Origin of the sequence: Enterococcus sp. 4E1_DIV0656 (genome assembly GCF_002140695.1) — a bacterium.
In the GTDB taxonomy this organism is placed as follows: Bacteria; Bacillota; Bacilli; order Lactobacillales; family Enterococcaceae; genus Enterococcus_D; species Enterococcus_D entomosocium.
The window spans coordinates 971,789-989,064 of the sequence record NZ_NGLF01000001.1; the positions used below are offsets into that span (position 1 = coordinate 971,789).

Annotated in this window: 13 protein-coding genes and 1 rRNA gene; 6 read left to right on the forward strand and 8 right to left on the reverse strand. The window is 44.8% G+C overall.

Annotation, left to right across the window (positions count from 1 at the left end; all coding sequences use genetic code 11):
* Positions 1-1,533: ribosomal RNA gene (locus A5882_RS04590) — 16S ribosomal RNA — on the reverse strand.
* A 715-nt stretch (positions 1,534-2,248) separates the two neighbouring features.
* On the opposite strand from A5882_RS04590, the gene A5882_RS04595 reads away from it, so the two are divergent.
* The 4 genes from A5882_RS04595 to A5882_RS04610 all read left to right on the forward strand — a co-directional run bounded on the left by A5882_RS04595 (position 2,249) and on the right by A5882_RS04610 (position 7,512).
* On the forward strand, positions 2,249-2,938 hold the full coding sequence (locus A5882_RS04595; RefSeq protein WP_008376963.1) for a response regulator transcription factor: 690 nt from the start codon (positions 2,249-2,251) through the stop codon (positions 2,936-2,938).
* Entirely contained in the window at positions 2,928-4,136 is a 1,209-nt protein-coding gene (locus tag A5882_RS04600) for a cell wall metabolism sensor histidine kinase WalK (protein WP_005232945.1), read from the forward strand. The genes A5882_RS04595 and A5882_RS04600 overlap by 11 nt, the downstream gene beginning before the upstream one ends.
* A 290-nt stretch (positions 4,137-4,426) precedes the next feature.
* On the forward strand, positions 4,427-5,704 hold the full coding sequence (serS, locus tag A5882_RS04605; protein ID WP_005232944.1) for a serine--tRNA ligase: 1,278 nt from the start codon (positions 4,427-4,429) through the stop codon (positions 5,702-5,704).
* A 287-nt stretch (positions 5,705-5,991) separates the two neighbouring features.
* A complete protein-coding gene (locus A5882_RS04610) occupies positions 5,992-7,512 on the forward strand; it encodes a polysaccharide deacetylase family protein (protein ID WP_086298915.1) in 1,521 nt (506 codons plus the stop codon).
* A gap of 69 nt (positions 7,513-7,581) precedes the next feature.
* Here the strand turns inward: A5882_RS04610 and A5882_RS04615 are convergent, their stop codons facing one another.
* Complete coding sequence (locus tag A5882_RS04615) at positions 7,582-8,208, reverse strand: TetR/AcrR family transcriptional regulator (RefSeq protein WP_005232942.1); 627 nt, start codon at positions 8,206-8,208, stop codon at positions 7,582-7,584.
* A gap of 85 nt (positions 8,209-8,293) precedes the next feature.
* Between A5882_RS04615 and A5882_RS04620 the strand changes: the two genes are divergently transcribed.
* Together A5882_RS04620 and A5882_RS04625 are read left to right on the forward strand one after the other, a co-directional pair.
* The gene (locus tag A5882_RS04620; RefSeq protein WP_008376960.1) at positions 8,294-8,995 is read left to right on the forward strand and encodes an ABC transporter ATP-binding protein; all 702 of its coding nucleotides are present in this window, start codon (positions 8,294-8,296) and stop codon (positions 8,993-8,995) included.
* A gap of 9 nt (positions 8,996-9,004) precedes the next feature.
* Positions 9,005-11,710: an FtsX-like permease family protein gene (locus A5882_RS04625; protein WP_086372480.1), complete on the forward strand. Its 2,706-nt coding sequence runs from the start codon at positions 9,005-9,007 to the stop codon at positions 11,708-11,710.
* Between the two features lie 158 nt (positions 11,711-11,868).
* Here the strand turns inward: A5882_RS04625 and guaB are convergent, their stop codons facing one another.
* The 6 genes from guaB to A5882_RS04655 form a co-directional block, all read right to left on the reverse strand.
* Positions 11,869-13,353 (reverse strand): IMP dehydrogenase, encoded by a 1,485-nt coding sequence (guaB, locus tag A5882_RS04630; RefSeq protein WP_005226250.1) that lies wholly within the window; start codon positions 13,351-13,353, stop codon positions 11,869-11,871.
* Between the two features lie 202 nt (positions 13,354-13,555).
* Positions 13,556-14,248 carry a DUF1129 domain-containing protein gene (locus A5882_RS04635; protein ID WP_005226251.1) on the reverse strand — a complete coding sequence of 231 codons (693 nt, stop codon included), beginning with the start codon at positions 14,246-14,248 and terminating at the stop codon, positions 13,556-13,558.
* 71 nt (positions 14,249-14,319) lie between these two features.
* Positions 14,320-15,420, reverse strand: coding sequence for a redox-regulated ATPase YchF (gene ychF / locus A5882_RS04640; RefSeq protein ID WP_005226252.1), 1,101 nt, complete (start codon positions 15,418-15,420; stop codon positions 14,320-14,322).
* 8 nt (positions 15,421-15,428) lie between these two features.
* Positions 15,429-15,617, reverse strand: coding sequence for a DUF951 domain-containing protein (locus A5882_RS04645; protein ID WP_005226253.1), 189 nt, complete (start codon positions 15,615-15,617; stop codon positions 15,429-15,431).
* A gap of 10 nt (positions 15,618-15,627) precedes the next feature.
* Positions 15,628-16,518, reverse strand: a complete 891-nt coding sequence (locus A5882_RS04650; RefSeq protein WP_005226254.1) for a ParB/RepB/Spo0J family partition protein — start codon at positions 16,516-16,518, stop codon at positions 15,628-15,630.
* The gene (locus A5882_RS04655; protein ID WP_005226255.1) at positions 16,508-17,272 is read right to left on the reverse strand and encodes a ParA family protein; all 765 of its coding nucleotides are present in this window, start codon (positions 17,270-17,272) and stop codon (positions 16,508-16,510) included. Before A5882_RS04655 ends, A5882_RS04650 begins: the two co-directional genes overlap by 11 nt.
* Between the last annotated feature and the right edge of the window lie 4 nt (positions 17,273-17,276).

A 17,276-nucleotide genomic window follows, 5' to 3' on the forward strand; every position in this document is an offset into this window, starting at 1 on the left:
GATACGGCTACCTTGTTACGACTTCACCCCAATCATCTATCCCACCTTAGGCGGCTGGCTCCAAAAAGGTTACCTCACCGACTTCGGGTGTTACAAACTCTCGTGGTGTGACGGGCGGTGTGTACAAGGCCCGGGAACGTATTCACCGCGGCGTGCTGATCCGCGATTACTAGCGATTCCGGCTTCATGTAGGCGAGTTGCAGCCTACAATCCGAACTGAGAGAAGCTTTAAGAGATTAGCTTAGCCTCGCGACTTCGCAACTCGTTGTACTTCCCATTGTAGCACGTGTGTAGCCCAGGTCATAAGGGGCATGATGATTTGACGTCATCCCCACCTTCCTCCGGTTTGTCACCGGCAGTCTCGCTAGAGTGCCCAACTAAATGATGGCAACTAACAATAAGGGTTGCGCTCGTTGCGGGACTTAACCCAACATCTCACGACACGAGCTGACGACAACCATGCACCACCTGTCACTTTGCCCCCGAAGGGGAAGCTCTATCTCTAGAGTGGTCAAAGGATGTCAAGACCTGGTAAGGTTCTTCGCGTTGCTTCGAATTAAACCACATGCTCCACCGCTTGTGCGGGCCCCCGTCAATTCCTTTGAGTTTCAACCTTGCGGTCGTACTCCCCAGGCGGAGTGCTTAATGCGTTTGCTGCAGCACTGAAGGGCGGAAACCCTCCAACACTTAGCACTCATCGTTTACGGCGTGGACTACCAGGGTATCTAATCCTGTTCGCTCCCCACGCTTTCGAGCCTCAGCGTCAGTTACAGACCAGAGAGCCGCCTTCGCCACTGGTGTTCCTCCATATATCTACGCATTTCACCGCTACACATGGAATTCCACTCTCCTCTTCTGCACTCAAGTCTCCCAGTTTCCAATGACCCTCCCCGGTTGAGCCGGGGGCTTTCACATCAGACTTAAGAAACCGCCTGCGCTCGCTTTACGCCCAATAAATCCGGACAACGCTTGCCACCTACGTATTACCGCGGCTGCTGGCACGTAGTTAGCCGTGGCTTTCTGGTTAGATACCGTCAAGGGATGAACGTTCTACTCTCATCCTTGTTCTTCTCTAACAACAGAGTTTTACGATCCGAAAACCTTCTTCACTCACGCGGCGTTGCTCGGTCAGACTTTCGTCCATTGCCGAAGATTCCCTACTGCTGCCTCCCGTAGGAGTCTGGGCCGTGTCTCAGTCCCAGTGTGGCCGATCACCCTCTCAGGTCGGCTATGCATCGTTGCCTTGGTGAGCCGTTACCTCACCAACTAGCTAATGCACCGCGGGTCCATCCATCAGTGACGCAAAAGCGCCTTTCAACTTTCTTCCATGCGGAAAATAGTGTTATACGGTATTAGCACCTGTTTCCAAGTGTTATCCCCTTCTGATGGGCAGGTTACCCACGTGTTACTCACCCGTTCGCCACTCTTTTTCTTTCGATGGAGCAAGCTCCGGTGAAAGAAAAAGCGTTCGACTTGCATGTATTAGGCACGCCGCCAGCGTTCGTCCTGAGCCAGGATCAAACTCTCATAATGATTTGTTTGAATGACCATACGGTCATTAAGCTCATAAAAATTAACTTTGCTAGCTATTGCTTGCATGTATTTGTTTCAATAAATTGAAACGTCCTACACATTGGTTCGTTTGCTTGCTTTGTTCAGTTTTCAAAGGTCTACAGTGCTGTGTTAGCAACTTTTATATCATATCAGAGCGACAATTGATTGTCAACTCTTTTTTAAAAGTTTTTTTTCGCTCGTTGTTTTTCAACTTCGCAGCGGCTGTCTCAGCGACTTCATTAGAATAACAAATGATTTGTTATTTGTCAACAACTTTTTTTAATTAATTTTGTTGATGTATCAACATCGATTAACTATTTTATTATTGCGACTTCGTTATAATATCATCTGTCGAGCTGTGCGTCAACCACTTTTTTAAATTCTTTTTACGAATTCGTTTAGTCATTTGGCACATGTAATAATATACCAAGACTTGCGCTATTCGTCAACCATAAAATGATTGATAGACCAACGTTTCTAGTTACTCCGTTTCCAAAGATGATTCGTGATTTTTAGTCCGTGATTTCCGCCTTTTTTAAGGACTTTTTCCGTTATTATTTGCCTATCGTTCGTCTTTTTCCTTTTTGTGTTTTCTTAATTCCTATCATTCTTATAAATTTAAGTATGATTTTATCTATTTTGTGGAATATTTGCTAAAATGGAGAAAAGAATATTGTTCCTAGGAGGACCCAGTATGAAAATACTTGTAGCAGATGATGACAAAGAGATCGTAGAACTATTAAGCATTTATTTACACAATGAAGGTTATGAATCGGTCAAAGCATATGATGGAAAAGAAGCACTGACTAAGATCCGCACCACTTCTGATATCGAACTATTGATCTTAGATATCATGATGCCAGAAATGGATGGCATGCAAGTCGTGAAAGAATTGAGAAAAGAATCCCAAATCCCTATTATTATGCTGACCGCTAAAACAACCGATATGGATAAGATTCGTGGATTGGTCGCCGGTGCGGATGATTATGTCACAAAACCTTTCAACCCATTAGAAGTTATGGCCCGGGTAAAATCGCTATTGAGAAGAACCAAGATGCAGGCTGCTTCAAATCAACCAGAGATTCTAGAAGTAAGCTCCCTTATTATCAATCGCGATTCCCATGAAGTAAAAACCGTCGATGGCAACGAAATTCAATTGACTGCATTAGAATTCGGTATCCTCTACTTGCTGGCATCGCATCCGAACCGTGTCTTTAGCGCCGACGAGATTTTTGAACGAGTTTGGAAACAAGAAAGTGTCGTTTCTGCCAAAACAGTTATGGTCCATGTCAGTCACTTACGAGATAAGATCGAAGAAGCCACGGATGGTGAAAAAGTCATCCAAACAGTATGGGGGGTCGGCTACAAAATAGATGCGAAGTAAACCAACTGAAAAAAAGCGCAACACACCAATCGAAAAAAAGAAACGGATCACGCTGACCTCAAAGGAAATCAGTGAGTTATTTGCCGAAGGAATTGTAACGATTGTTCTTTTACTTCTATTAAATATCGCTATTTTGGTCATCTTGACCTCAATCGTTGAAAATTCACCAGATTTAGTTGATGCCATCTACGCATCGAAGAATGCTTTCACATCTGCCTTTAATACAGATATCTTCCGCAGTGGGCGCAACTTCATTCTACCGATGTTCTTCCTATTAGATGTGATCGTCTTATATTGGCGTTTGATTCGTCGCTACCATCAAATGCAGCTACGTCACATCATCAGCGAGCTTCATTTTATTGCGGAAGGCAATTACGATCATCGCATCCCCTTCGAGTTACGGGGCGATTTAAGTCGGATCGTTTCTAATATCAATGGCTTAGTCGACAGTACGGTGGCGGCGATTGAAGATGAACGGCGGATCGAGCAATCCAAAGATGAGCTGATTACCAATGTCAGTCATGACATTCGAACACCGTTGACTTCGATCATCGGCTATTTAGGTCTAATTGAAGATCGACAATACCATTCAGAAGAAGAATTGCTGAAATATACCCATACGGCGTATGTCAAAGCCAAGCAAATGAAATCCCTTGTCGATGATTTGTTTGAATACACAAAAGTGCGCCAGCCTAGCGTCCCAATCAATGTGATGGAATTTGACATGGCCCAGCTAGTGGAACAATTGGCGGCGGACTTTGAATTAGAAGCTAGTCGGAAAGGCATCAAGATTGAAACATATACCCGTCCGGAACACATCGAGATGGATGGCGATACCGAAAAACTGGTGCGGGTCTTCAATAACTTGCTTTCGAATGCCTTGAAATACGGCAAAGGCGCCGATAAGATCCGCATGGAAGTCGAGAAAGTCGGGACCGAAGCGATCTTAACAGTCAAAAACAATGGGCAAATGATCCCTAAGCAAGCCCTTGATTCTCTATTCGACCGTTTCTACCGAGTGGAAGAATCCCGCTCTCAAGAAACAGGAGGAACTGGCTTAGGTCTAGCGATCGCTCAAAGCATCGTCGCCTTACATGGCGGCTATATCTATGCCAAGTCAACGCCGGAATGGACGTCCTTTATTATCCATCTCCCGTTGAAACGCAACAACTTATCCAACACACAAACCTATGGTTGACGACCCAACATTTTTTGGGTATGCTAGAGAAAATAATCAAGGCACAGAACCTAGTATATTTTTTTCATCTGTATAGAGAGCTGATGGTTGGTGAAAATCAGTGTTGGAAAAAATAGAATCCAGTTCTTTAACGTGTATTTTTCGAAAGAAAAATCGTTGGCTCACGATACGAGCAGCAAGGGCAGCGCAAGCTGAACTTGGGTGGCACCGCGAATGGTCATTTCGTCCCAAGCAATACGGGATTGGAATGGCCTTTTTTCTATGGAAAAATCAAAGGAGGATGTATCACTATGTTAGATGTAAAAATGATTCGCCAAAATTTTGCTGAAGTACAAAGCAAACTCGCAACACGAGGTGTCCAAAAAGAAGTGTTGGACCGCTTTTTAACACTTGATGAGCGTCGCCGAGAACTCTTAGTCCAAACGGAAGAGCGCAAGAAATTGCGTAATGAGGTTTCTGGTGAGATCGCCGCCTTGAAACGGGCGAAAGAAGATGCGGCAGATAAAATTGCCCAAATGAAAGAAGTCGGCAGCCAAATCAAGCAATTGGATGAAGAGATCGCTCAAATTGATGAAGACATCAAAGAGATCGCCACGACGTTGCCGAACTTGCCCAATGATTCTGTTCCGGTGGGCAAAGATGAAGACGACAATGTAGAAGTCCGCCGCTGGGCAGACCCAAAAACCTTTGCCTTTGAACCAAAACCCCATTGGGAGATCGCAGAAGACTTGGGGATCCTCGACTTTGAGCGGGGTGCCAAAGTTTCTGGTAGCCGTTTTGTTTACTACAAAGGCTTAGGTGCTCGTTTGGAACGTGCCTTATACAACTTCATGTTGGATCAGCATGTTTATGAGCATGGGTATACGGAGATGATCACCCCGTATATCGTCAATAGCCAAGCAATGTTCGGTACTGGGCAATTTCCGAAGTTCAAAGAAGATGTTTTCCAATTGGCAGACACTGATTTGACTTTGATCCCGACTGCGGAAGTACCTTTGACCAACTACTATCAAGGGGAGATCTTAGAACAAGAACAGCTCCCTGCCTACTTCACTGCCTTGAGCCCATCATTTCGTTCAGAAGCCGGCAGCGCTGGCCGTGACACTCGCGGTTTGATTCGCTTGCACCAATTCAATAAAGTCGAAATGGTGAAATTCAGTGATGCAGAACATTCTTATGAAGAATTAGAGAAAATGACGGCTAATGCCGAAGATATTTTGCAAAAACTCAATTTGCCTTACCGTGTGCTTAGCTTGTGTACAGGAGATATGGGCTTTTCTGCAGCGAAGACCTATGATTTAGAAGTATGGATCCCTGCCCAAGAGATGTATCGTGAGATCAGCTCTTGCTCAAACTGTGAAGACTTCCAAGCACGTCGTGCCATGATCCGTTACCGTGATCAAGAGGGCAAGATTCACTACATGCATACACTAAACGGCTCTGGTTTGGCTGTCGGTCGGACGGTAGCCGCAGTGCTTGAAAATTATCAAAACGAAGACGGCAGTGTAACGGTACCAGAAGTTCTGGTTCCTTATATGGGCGGACTGACAAAAATTGAAAAAGCCTAAGCCTTAGTAACCTCAGTAGCAACCCCTAGAGAACAGTCACACCGCGTGAGCTGTTGCCTAGGGGTTTTCTTGTTCACGTAGCCTATAGTGGTTTCCATCCCCCTAACCACTTTGATCACTTCTTGCAAGAGAAAAAACGCAACAAGGCTGTAATTTTTAAGCGAATAATTAGAAAAATCCCTTTGTCTTTTTAATCCTCTATCAGAAACCGGGCATGATCGTTGAAAGTGCCTGTGTCTTATGGTAACGTGGGCATAATTTAGGATGGAATGAAGGGAGCATCACCAATGCCCGAACGAAAGACCTATGCCCGTCGGAGTGACTTGCACAAGAAACCAAACAATAATCAAAAACGAACAGCATCAGCTGAAGAAAGACCGAAAGGACCACCCTCGAGAAAGAAGCCGTATCGGAAAGCAATTTTTTCCTTATTTGCCTTATTATTGATCGTTTTGATCGCAACGGCTAGCTCGGTTCTTTACACCTTGCACCAACAAGAAGTTGCGGCCAAAGCAAAATATGAGGCAGCTGCAGAGAAATTACTGGCATCAATCCAAGCAGAACAAAGCCAAAATGGGTTAAAAACAACGCCTGAAGTGCTCTCAGAAGGAGCAAACAAAGAACTGATCTACCGCCCGCAAGACCTCGATACGTTTCCCATCAAAGATATCAAAGACCGGTTGACAAAAGCCGCTGAGTCATTGCGCAAAAAACAAACGGAAAAAGAAGTCGTCACCGTTGCCCGTATCCAAGCACAAACGGTAGCTGCAAAAGTCTCTACCTATTCATTAAAAGCCGACAGCTATGTGTGGAATCGAGAAACCGGACGTTTTGAAGATGCGGAAAGCCTAACGGATGCACCGATCTTCGTATCAGAGAAGACGCAAACCGAATTGTCTTTGAAAGAACTGGTTCCTGATGAAGGCAGCTTATTAGGTATTCAACAAGTCATTCAGCAGAAACTGCTGGATCAAGCCAAGGAACCCGCCAAAATCATCGACGCCGTCTTGGCCATGGAGCGGATCACCTTCGATTCGAAATTTACTTACGATCCAGAGAAGCTGACCATCGAATTGCCAAAAAATCAGACGGAAGCGACAGAAATCACCCTGTCTTACAGCGAGATCGCCCCATTCATTGATCCTGATCTCGTGGCTGCTGACCAACTCAACAATGCCTTGCCAAGTCTTGACCCCAATAAAAAATACGTGGCATTGACCTTTGATGATGGACCCAACAGTACCTCCACTATGGATCTTTTGAACATCTTACAAGAAAATGACGTCAAAGCGACCTTCTTTATGCTGGGACAAATGGTTGAGCAATATCCGCAAGCCGCCAAAAAAGTCCAAGAAGCTGGACACGAGATCGCCAGTCATTCTTACTCTCATCCGCAGCTGAATACTCTTTCAGCGGAAGATTTGCAGGCAGAAGTTACGAAAACCAATAAAGCCATTTACAATGCGACGGGTTTACTACCTAGGAATTTACGGCCCCCTTATGGCGCTATCGACAAACAAAGCGCAGAAACCATCGGCATGCCGATCATTCAATGGGACATCGATTCTCAAGACTGGAAATTGAAGGATCCGAAGAAAATCAATGCCTTGGTTCAACAAAATGTCTTTAATGGTGCCATGATCTTGATCCATGATATTCACCCGAAATCTGTGAAAGCCGTACCGGGAGTCATTAAAACACTCAAAAACGAAGGCTACGAATTCGTGACCGTCGATCAATTATTAGAAGCACGGCAAAAACCGTTGCATCAATACTTTGGGATGAACGATGAACGCCTCGTTGATTAAGAGAAAAAGGAACCCAGCAAATTGTCTCTTGCTGCGTTCCTTTTTAGTTATTGGATCATTCCCTCTTTTTTAGCCCTTCTTTTCTTCATACACATTAGTCACAAAAATTTGAATCAATAGATCAGCGACAGCTTTTGGCGGCATCGTTGAAAAATCTTTGAGCCAGCGTTCGATCAAACCGATAGACCCGCAGACAAAAAAGCTAAGGCACAGTTCCAATTCTTCCTCGGAAGCATCTTGAAAGTATTGGGCAAATCGTTTCAAGGTCTCCGGTTTGATTTCTGACAACAAAAGATTCAGCAAATGGCTGTTGTTCAACAAAATCAAATGGGTGGTACTAGGATTCTCATACAAAATCGTCAATAGTTTTTCCAGCCAAAGATCCAATGACAAATTTTCCTGCTGCAAGTTCGATGCGATCTGCTCAACGAGCTCCCCTTCGATCTCCTCCAACAAAGCGGCTGTGTCCTTATAATATTTATAAAATGTTCCCCGATTGATATCTGCTCGTTCCGCAATCTCTTTGATCGTGATTTTGCGATACTCTTTTTCCAACAATAACTCCTGAAAGGCGCGCCGGATCACTTTTTTCGAGTAGATCGTTCGACGGTTCCCGACAGTCCCTACCATATCGTTTCCCCTTTTCTCTGTACATTTAATCAATATTTGTCTATTTAATGACAAATAAGCAAGCATTGAGGATTGCTCTTACTTTTCTTTCTTAGTATACTAACACCATGTGATTAAATCAACACGTGTTTAAAAAATGGAGGCTTTATTAATGAGTTATGTTGAAGTAAAGAATGAATATAAACGCTATCAGATGGGCGAAACCACTATCACTGCCAACAATGATCTTTCCTTTGCCATTGAAGAAGGCGAATTAGTGGTGATTCTTGGACCTAGTGGTGCCGGAAAATCGACCGTTTTGAATATCTTAGGCGGGATGGACTCGCCAGATGAAGGAGAAATCATTATCGACAATGTTGATATCGCGAAGTTTAACGACAAACAATTAACAGAATACCGCCGCACAGACGTTGGGTTTGTCTTCCAGTTTTATAATTTGGTCCCAAATCTGACAGCAAAAGAAAACATTGAATTGGCTACTGAAGTCTCACCGAATGCACTCGATCCTGATGAAGTCTTGGCCCAAGTCGGGTTAGAAAACCGCAAAAACAACTTTCCTTCTCAGCTTTCTGGTGGGGAACAGCAGCGGGTATCGATCGCTCGGGCGTTAGCCAAAAACCCGAAACTGCTGCTATGCGATGAACCGACTGGTGCTTTGGACTTTGAAACAGGAAAACAAGTGTTGAAGCTTTTGCAAAACGCTAGCCGGAAAAATGGCAATACGGTGTTGATCATCACCCATAATAGCGCCATTGCCCCGATCGCCGATCGGGTGATCCATATCAACGATGCCACTGTCCGTTCCATTGAAGAGAATCCTCATCCCATCTCGATCGATGAAATCGTTTGGTAGGAGGATCTGATGAAAAATAAGACCTATCTTAAAGCAAGTTTGCGAGAGATTCGCCAATCAAAAGGCCGCTTTATCGCAATCACCTTGATCATTTTTTTAGGAACGTTTCTCTTTGTCGGTGTCAAAGCAACCGGCCCGATCCTGAACCATTCCGCGAGTGAATATGTCAACGGCCAGCAATTAGCAGATCTGCAAGTCACTTCCACGCTGGGATTGACGAAGGACGACATTGATGCCGCGGAAAAAAGCGCTGCTCACACAGAAGCCGCCTATCAATTTTATTACGCTGCCAATTCAGATGAAGTCGTGCAAGTGACCTCCTATGACCCCTCACAGGAACTCAACCAGTTACTGGTGAAGGACGGCCGACTGCCAGAAAAAGCCGATGAAATCGTGCTGGACACCGAAGCAAAAAATTATGGCTGGCAAATAGGTGATACTTTTACGATCGATGATGCCGATAATCTGTCGGACAAAGAGTATACGATCGTTGGGTTTGCCACTTCTCCCATTTATATCAGTGCTGCCGAACGGGGCTATGCAAATGTCGGCAGCGGTGTCGTGACGTACTTTGCTTATGTACCGGAAGAACAGTTCACGATGGAGGTCAAATCGATCCTCTATCTCGCCTTTGATGATGTCGCCGGGCTTGAAACATACTCCGATACGTACACCGACAAGATGGCAGCCCATCAAGAAACGATTGAGGAACTGTTTGCGGACCGTCCTAAGGAACGCTTAGCAGAAATTCAACAAGACGCTTTTGATGAATTAGCCCCTGCAGAAAAAGAAGTCCGCGATGGACAAAAACAGTTAGCTGATGGACAAGCCCAACTGGATCAGGCCAAAGCGGAACTAGAACAACAGCAAGCCGCCTTGGCACAGCTGCCGCCCGTACAACAAGCAGCCCTCGAAGGCCAATTGGCGGCTGGAGAAGCAGAATTGACACAGCAGCAAGACCAATTAGATGAACAGCAACAAGAACTAACCGATGCCCAACAAACACTGGCAGAAAAACGGGCAGAGATCGAAGACTTGGCAGAGCCGACGTATCTTTACAACCAGCGCAAAGACAATCCCGGTTTCCAAGAATATGGTGGGCTGTCTGATCGTATCGCAGCGATCGCCAATGTGTTTCCTGTCTTCTTCTTCTTTATCGCTGCGTTGATCACCTTTACGACACTGACGCGGATGGTAGAAGAAAACCGCAAAGAGATCGGTACCTTAAAAGCGATGGGCTATGGCAAAGTCGAGATCTCCCTTAAATATTTGATTTATGCCCTCCTTTCTTCGGCCATTGGCATTATTAGTGGTGCCGTATTAGGAACCGAACTGTTGCCGCGTTTGATCTATTTCCTATCCAGCGAACGGTATCTTTTAGACGGGATTCGCGTCTATTATGTCTGGTCGCCAATTATTTTGGCCGCAATCGCCTTTTTACTGGCGACGCTTGGTGCCTGTCTGTTTGTTCTGATCAAAGAATTGCGGGAAAAACCTGCCCAGCTGCTGCAAGTTCGCGCACCAAAGCCCGGGAAACGGATTTTATTAGAAGCAATTACCCCCTTATGGTCCCGTTTAAGCTTCAATCAAAAAGTCAGCTTCCGTAACATCTTCCGCTACAAATCGCGAATGATCATGGCAATCATTGGCATCGCCGGTTGTACGGGACTGATGGTGGCAGGCGTTGGGTTGAAAGATTCTCTAAGTGCCGTGACTGCAAAACAATTTGGGCCCATTACGGATTATCAAGCCGTCGTGACCTTAAATGATGCGAAGGAAGAAACCGTTGCTGCCGCTGAAACGGTTTTAACAGACGAGCCTCTTTTGACCCATTCGATGCTAGTCTACAATGAAACGATCGAGATTCGACCGGCTAACCAAGGAAAACAAAGTCTGACCTTGATGGTTCCGGCAGATCAAGATGCTTTTGCAGACTATGTCCATTTGAAAACGACGGCAGGACAGAAGCTGTCATTAACAGAGGGTGCCGTGCTGACTATGAAGTACGCAGAATTATATGATTTGCACGTTGGCGATACATTGACCTTCTATACCAGCGATCAAGAAGCCTATGAAGTACCTATTAGTGGCATCGCAGAAAATTATTTAGGCAATTCTCTTTATCTGTCGCCGACCGTTTATGAAGAAATCACCAATAGTACCTTTGAACCAAATGCGTTCTTAGTCAAAAGCAAGACGATGACGAAAAAACAAGAGGAAGCTTTATCAACAGCCTTGTTAGATACCGACAAAGTCAAAAACACGACGTTCCTTTCCACTCAGATCAAAATGCAGAATGATTCGATGGGTAACTTGAACGCCATTGTCTTGATCTTAGTTGTATTATCAGGGGCATTAGCCTTTGTCGTCTTGTATAACTTGACCAACATCAATGTTTCCGAGCGGATTCGCGAGCTTTCTACTATCAAAGTATTAGGGTTTTACAATAAGGAAGTGACTATGTACATCGTACGAGAAAATATCGTCTTTACGTTATTTGGGATTCTCGCAGGTTACGTGGTAGGTTACTTCTTGACTGACTTTATTTTGATCCAAGCTTCGATGGAGAACATGGTCTTTCCATTAGTGATCAATTGGCCGGCTTATGCTTTAGCCGGTGGCATGACGATTCTCTTTACGATCATCGTGATGTACGTCACCCATGTGAAACTGACTCATGTCAATATGATCGATGCGTTGAAATCAAACGAATAAGTTACTGCTAAAGCGATTTGCTGATCATCCAGCAGCGATTTTAGAGAAAAGGGTGCCGATCTCAGCCATTTTGGCAAGATCGGCACCCTTTTTTAGAACCAAACGCCCCCTCTGTCCACTTTTGAACAGAGGGGGCGTTGGTTTTCACGTGAAACATTTTATGATTTTACGGAGTAGTTTGGTGCTTCTTTCGTGATTTGAACATCGTGGGGATGTGATTCTTTTAGTCCGTTGCCGCTCATTTGGATGAATTGTGCTTCATCACGTAATTGCTGCAGATTGCCGGCACCGACATAACCCATCCCTGATTTCAACCCGCCGATCATTTGGAAGATGATATCAGAAACGCTGCCTTTATAAGCGACACGTCCTTCAATGCCTTCTGGAACCAATTTGTTGGCTTCATTTACGCCCCCTTGGAAGTAACGGTCGCTGGAGCCTTTTTCCATTGCCCCCAATGAACCCATTCCGCGGTACGTTTTGAAGCGACGGCCTTGATAGATTTCAAATTCACCTGGTGATTCGTCAGTTCCTGCCAACATGCTACCGAGCATTACAGCATGTCCGCCAGCTGCTAAAGCTTTGACGATATCGCCAGAGTACTTGATCCCACCATCGGCAATGATTGCTTTGCCATATTGACGTGCCACAGAGGCTGCATCATAGATCGCTGTCAATTGAGGAACTCCGACACCGGCTACCACCCGAGTAGTACAGATCGATCCTGGACCGATCCCGACTTTTACGACATCGACACCAGCATCATACAATGCTTTCGTGCCTTCTGCAGTGGCAACATTTCCAGCAATCAATGTCGCTTCTGGGAAATGCGCGCGAATTTCAGAGATTTTGCGTAAAACACCCGCACTGTGTCCATGGGCAGTATCAATGACGATCGCGTCCACGCCTGCATCCAATAATGCTTGTGCTCGTTCAAAGGTATCGCTAGTAACGCCGACTGCCGCTGCCACTAATAGGCGTCCATGCGTGTCTTTGGCTGCATTCGGGAATTCGATTACTTTTTCAATATCTTTGATGGTGATCAAACCGCTTAAGATCCCTGCTTCATCAACGATCGGTAATTTTTCGATCTTGTGTTGTTGTAAGATTTTTTCCGCATCTTTCAACGAAGTACCGACAGGTGCTGTGATCAATTGGTCTTTGGTCATCACATCATTGATCGGCATCGTATAATCCGTGACAAAACGCATGTCGCGGTTCGTGATGATACCGACTAATTTGCGGTTTTCCATCGTTTCTACGATCGGTACCCCGCTGATGCGGTACTTGCTCATCAAATGTTCTGCATCAGCAACTAAGTGACTTGGTGTTAAGAAAAACGGATCGATGATCACGCCGCTTTCAGAACGTTTTACTTTGCGCACTTCATCTGCTTGCGCGGCGATACTCATGTTTTTGTGAATCACGCCAAGTCCGCCTTGACGCGCCATTGAGATCGCCATTTTACTATCAGTTACGGTATCCATACTGGCACTTATGATTGGAATATTTAGTGTAATATTCGGGGCAAGCTGCACTTTCATATCCACGTCATTTGGCAAGACGTGACTTTCTGCCGGAATCAATAAGACATCATCAAACGTTAACCCTTTTTTTACAAATTTGGTTTCCCAGTTGGACATTTTTGTAACCACTCCTTAAAATTTTTAGGTATTTTAAAAAAAATAGCAAAGATTTTTTCATAAGTCAACCATTCGGAAAGCTTTCTTAATAATCCTCTTCAAACCTTTGGTCAAATCTCATAATTCGCCATTTTTTCTAAAAAAACACGCTGATCGTGCGGTCTTTTTTAACAAAAGAAGGCGCACGATCAACGTGTAGCCATCAGCCTCTAGGAACAGACAGACTGCTGATGATATTGTATTTGCGTTTCAAGTAGTACTTCGCTGCTAATGCCACTGCCCCGATCAAGGCTTCGATCACAGGGTCCACTTGTGGATTCAATGGTGGTTGGATCATCGCAGAAAGCGAGATCACAACGATCCATAGCATGAAGGCTGCGACTAAAATCAAAATGATCTTCCACATCTTCGGCCGTTTGCTCTTATCAGCACCCGGGCGTTCATATTGATACATGTATTTGTACATCAAGTAGAAGACCCAACCAGCAAGCATCGCCATCAAGAAGAGGGTCAATAAGCCATAAGGTTGTGCTTGTCCTCTAGTAAAGATTCCCATAACCCCTAGCATCAACCCAAAAATCCCTAAAATCAGCAAGGTGTTATCCAACCACATCAAGAAGGGGCCGGATTCTTTTTGCTCAACGGGTTTGTTGATGATGGCTTCGGTACGTTCAGACACTGTACCAAATAATTGGCGGGCCGTTTTGCCGCCTTTTTGTTCTTTGACTAAGACCGGCAGCATCTCATGCAAGGCAATCGTTTTTTCTTCTTCAGAAAGGTTGGCTGCCTCTAGCGATTTTTTTAAATCAAATATATATTGTTGGTTTCGTTTTGTTAATTGTTGTTCTAATTCACGATTTTCGGAAACATAATTTCGCAGAGTTTCTGGTTCCATGAATTGATTCTCCCTTCTGCGTTTTCTTCACAATGGACATTTTACCACAAATTCACTGGGAAGAAAGCCCTTTATACGTTAAAACGGAACAACATCACGTCGCCATCTTGCACGACATAATCTTTTCCTTCCAAACGTACCCGACCGGCTTCTTTGGCCGCTTGCATCGTGCCGTATTGGTTCAGATCTTCAAAGGAAACAGTTTCCGCACGAATAAAGCCGCGCTCAAAGTCCGTATGGATGATCCCCGCTGCTTGCGGTGCTTTGATGCCTTTACGGAACGTCCACGCACGCACTTCTTGTTCACCAGCGGTAAAGTACGTTGCTAGACCCAGCAAATCATAGGCGGCACGAATCAATTGATCCAACCCTGATTCTTCAATTCCTAATGCTTCTAAAAACTCTGCTTTGTCTTCTTCTTCCAGCTCAGCGATCTCTTCTTCAGCACGAGCACTGATGACGATCACTTCCGCATTTTCGCTTGCTGCAAATTCCTTCACTTTGTTGACATAGTCATTGGTTTCATAGTCTGCCACGTCTTCTTCTGCTACGTTGGCAACGTATAAAACTGGTTTGGTCGTTAGTAAAAACAAACTTTTGACGATGCGCTGTTCTTCATCTGTAAATTCGATCGAACGAGCTGAGATCCCTTCTTCTAGGACCGGTTTGATTTTATCAAGAACGGCCAATTCCGCAACCGCATCTTTGTCTTTGGTTTTAGCAATTTTTGCGACCCGAGTATAGCGCTTGTTGACGGATTCTAAATCTGCTAAAACCAACTCCAAGTTGATGGTGTCGATATCAGCTAATGGGTCCACGCGGCCTTCCACGTGGGTGATGTTGTCGTCGTCGAAACAACGAACGACATGACAGATCGCATCCACTTGGCGGATATGGCTCAAAAATTGGTTCCCTAATCCTTCCCCTTTGCTGGCACCGCGGACGATTCCAGCAATATCCGTAAATTCAAAGGTGGTTGGGACTGTCTTTTTCGGACGGACTAATTCTGTTAAACGCTGTAAGCGCCAATCTGGCACTTCCACCATTCCTACATTCGGATCGATCGTCGCAAACGGATAGTTTGCGGCTTCTGCTCCTGCTTTGGTTATTGCATTAAATAAAGTAGATTTGCCCACATTTGGCAATCCAACGATTCCGGCAGTTAACGCCATGCTTCACTTCACTCTTTCTCTTTTTTTTCTAGGATTTTCTTCATCTTTTTATCAAATTCTCGGCGCGTCATCATGACGATGTGGCCGCAATTCGTACACTTTATTTTGATGTCTGCCCCCATGCGGATGATTTCCCAACGATTGGCTTTGCAGGCATGCGGTTTTTTCATTTCGACAATATCCCCAAGATCATACATCTTTATCACCTCAAGCTTCATCAAATTGAATGTTCAATAAATCTAAAATACGGGTTAAATCTTTTTGTGACAGGTATTCGATCTCGATTTTGCCTTTGCCTTCTTTTTCGCGGATCTCGACATTCGTGCCGAATTTATCCATCAACCGTTCTTCGCTTTCTCGTAAATAGTACGGTTTTTCCCGAATCAGACGCGGCACTTTTTTCTTTTCGTTTTTCGTGTCGTTCATCTCAGCGACCATTTGTTCTAATTGGCGGACTGTCAGATTTTCTTTGACACAACGATTGGCTAATTTTAAGATCTGTTCTTTGTTTTTCAAGCCTAATAATGTCCGGGCTTGCCCCATAGACAAACGGTCATCTTGAACCATTTCTTTGACGAGTTTCGGCAAGGACAGTAACCGCAAATAATTGGCGATATACGGGCGGCTTTTCCCTAAACGTTCAGCGACTTGTGCTTGGGTCAATTTCAAGTTCTTCATCAGCATGTCATAGGCTTCTGCTTCTTCTAAAGGATTTAAATCTTCCCGCTGCAAGTTTTCTAAAACGGCGACTTGCATCATCGCTTCTTCATCAAAATTGCGGATGATGGCTGGGATCGTTTCCTTGCCAGCTAATTTGGACGCTCGAAACCGGCGTTCACCAGCAATGATCTCATAGCCTTTGACGGATGATTGCCGCACGATGATCGGTTGAAAGACCCCCGAATGCTGGATCGAATTGGCCAGTTCTTGTAATGAAAGCTCATCAAAGGTTTTTCGCGGTTGATAAGGGTTGGGTCTTAATTCGTTTAAAGGCAGTTCAACGACTTTTTCTGTCTTGATATCGACTTCTTCTAACCCTTGCAGGTCTTGAAACAACGCATCGATCCCACGCCCTAATCCTTTCCCTTTATTCTTCACGGGCTAACACTTCCTTTGCTAACGTCTGATAGACTTCGGCTCCTTTTGAGCGTGGATCATAATCAATGATCGACAATCCATGACTAGGTGCTTCAGACAACCGGATATTCCGCGGAATAATGGTTTCGTATACTTTTTCTTGGAAATAGCGGCGGACTTCTTCCACGACTTCCGCGCCTAAGTTCGTGCGGGCATCATACATCGTCAGTAAGACCCCTTCGATCTCTAACTCAGGGTTAAAATGTTTTTGTACTAAACGCACGGTATTCAATAGTTGGCTCAGCCCTTCCAATGCATAGTACTCACATTGGACTGGGATCAAAATCGAATCACTGGCGGTAAAGGCATTGATCGTCAAATGACCTAAAGATGGCGGGCAATCGATAAAGATATAATCGTATTGTTCTTTGATTTCATTCAAAGCCGATTTCAATCGAGATTCCCGTGCCATCATGGAGGTCAATTCAATTTCCGCACCAGCTAATTGGATCGTCGCTGGAACGATATCCAAGTTTTCTCGGCTGCTAGGTAAAATCGCTTCAACGATCGGTGTTTCATTGACTAATACATCATAGATGTCTTGTTCCACATCTGGTTTGCGAATGCCGACACCGCTTGTGGCGTTGCCTTGGGCATCAATATCTACGAGTAACACTTTTTTGCCGACAAATGCTAAGGACGCACCTAGGTTCACCGTTGTGGTGGTTTTGCCTACGCCGCCTTTTTGGTTTGCAACAGAAATAATACGGGCCATTGAT

Coding starts and splice junctions, on each gene's coding strand:
- A5882_RS04635 (WP_005226251.1), bottom strand. CDS start 14,248: ATGGAACCAGAAACTCTGCGAAATTATGTTTCCGAAAATCGTGAATTA.
- A5882_RS04600 (WP_005232945.1), top strand. CDS start 2,928: ATGCGAAGTAAACCAACTGAAAAAAAGCGCAACACACCAATCGAAAAA.
- A5882_RS04615 (WP_005232942.1), bottom strand. CDS start 8,208: ATGCTTGCTTATTTGTCATTAAATAGACAAATATTGATTAAATGTACA.
- A5882_RS04610 (WP_086298915.1), top strand. CDS start 5,992: ATGCCCGAACGAAAGACCTATGCCCGTCGGAGTGACTTGCACAAGAAA.
- ychF (WP_005226252.1), bottom strand. CDS start 15,420: ATGGCGTTAACTGCCGGAATCGTTGGATTGCCAAATGTGGGCAAATCT.
- A5882_RS04595 (WP_008376963.1), top strand. CDS start 2,249: ATGAAAATACTTGTAGCAGATGATGACAAAGAGATCGTAGAACTATTA.
- guaB (WP_005226250.1), bottom strand. CDS start 13,353: ATGTCCAACTGGGAAACCAAATTTGTAAAAAAAGGGTTAACGTTTGAT.
- A5882_RS04620 (WP_008376960.1), top strand. CDS start 8,294: ATGAGTTATGTTGAAGTAAAGAATGAATATAAACGCTATCAGATGGGC.
- A5882_RS04645 (WP_005226253.1), bottom strand. CDS start 15,617: ATGTATGATCTTGGGGATATTGTCGAAATGAAAAAACCGCATGCCTGC.
- A5882_RS04625 (WP_086372480.1), top strand. CDS start 9,005: ATGAAAAATAAGACCTATCTTAAAGCAAGTTTGCGAGAGATTCGCCAA.
- A5882_RS04655 (WP_005226255.1), bottom strand. CDS start 17,272: ATGGCCCGTATTATTTCTGTTGCAAACCAAAAAGGCGGCGTAGGCAAA.
- serS (WP_005232944.1), top strand. CDS start 4,427: ATGTTAGATGTAAAAATGATTCGCCAAAATTTTGCTGAAGTACAAAGC.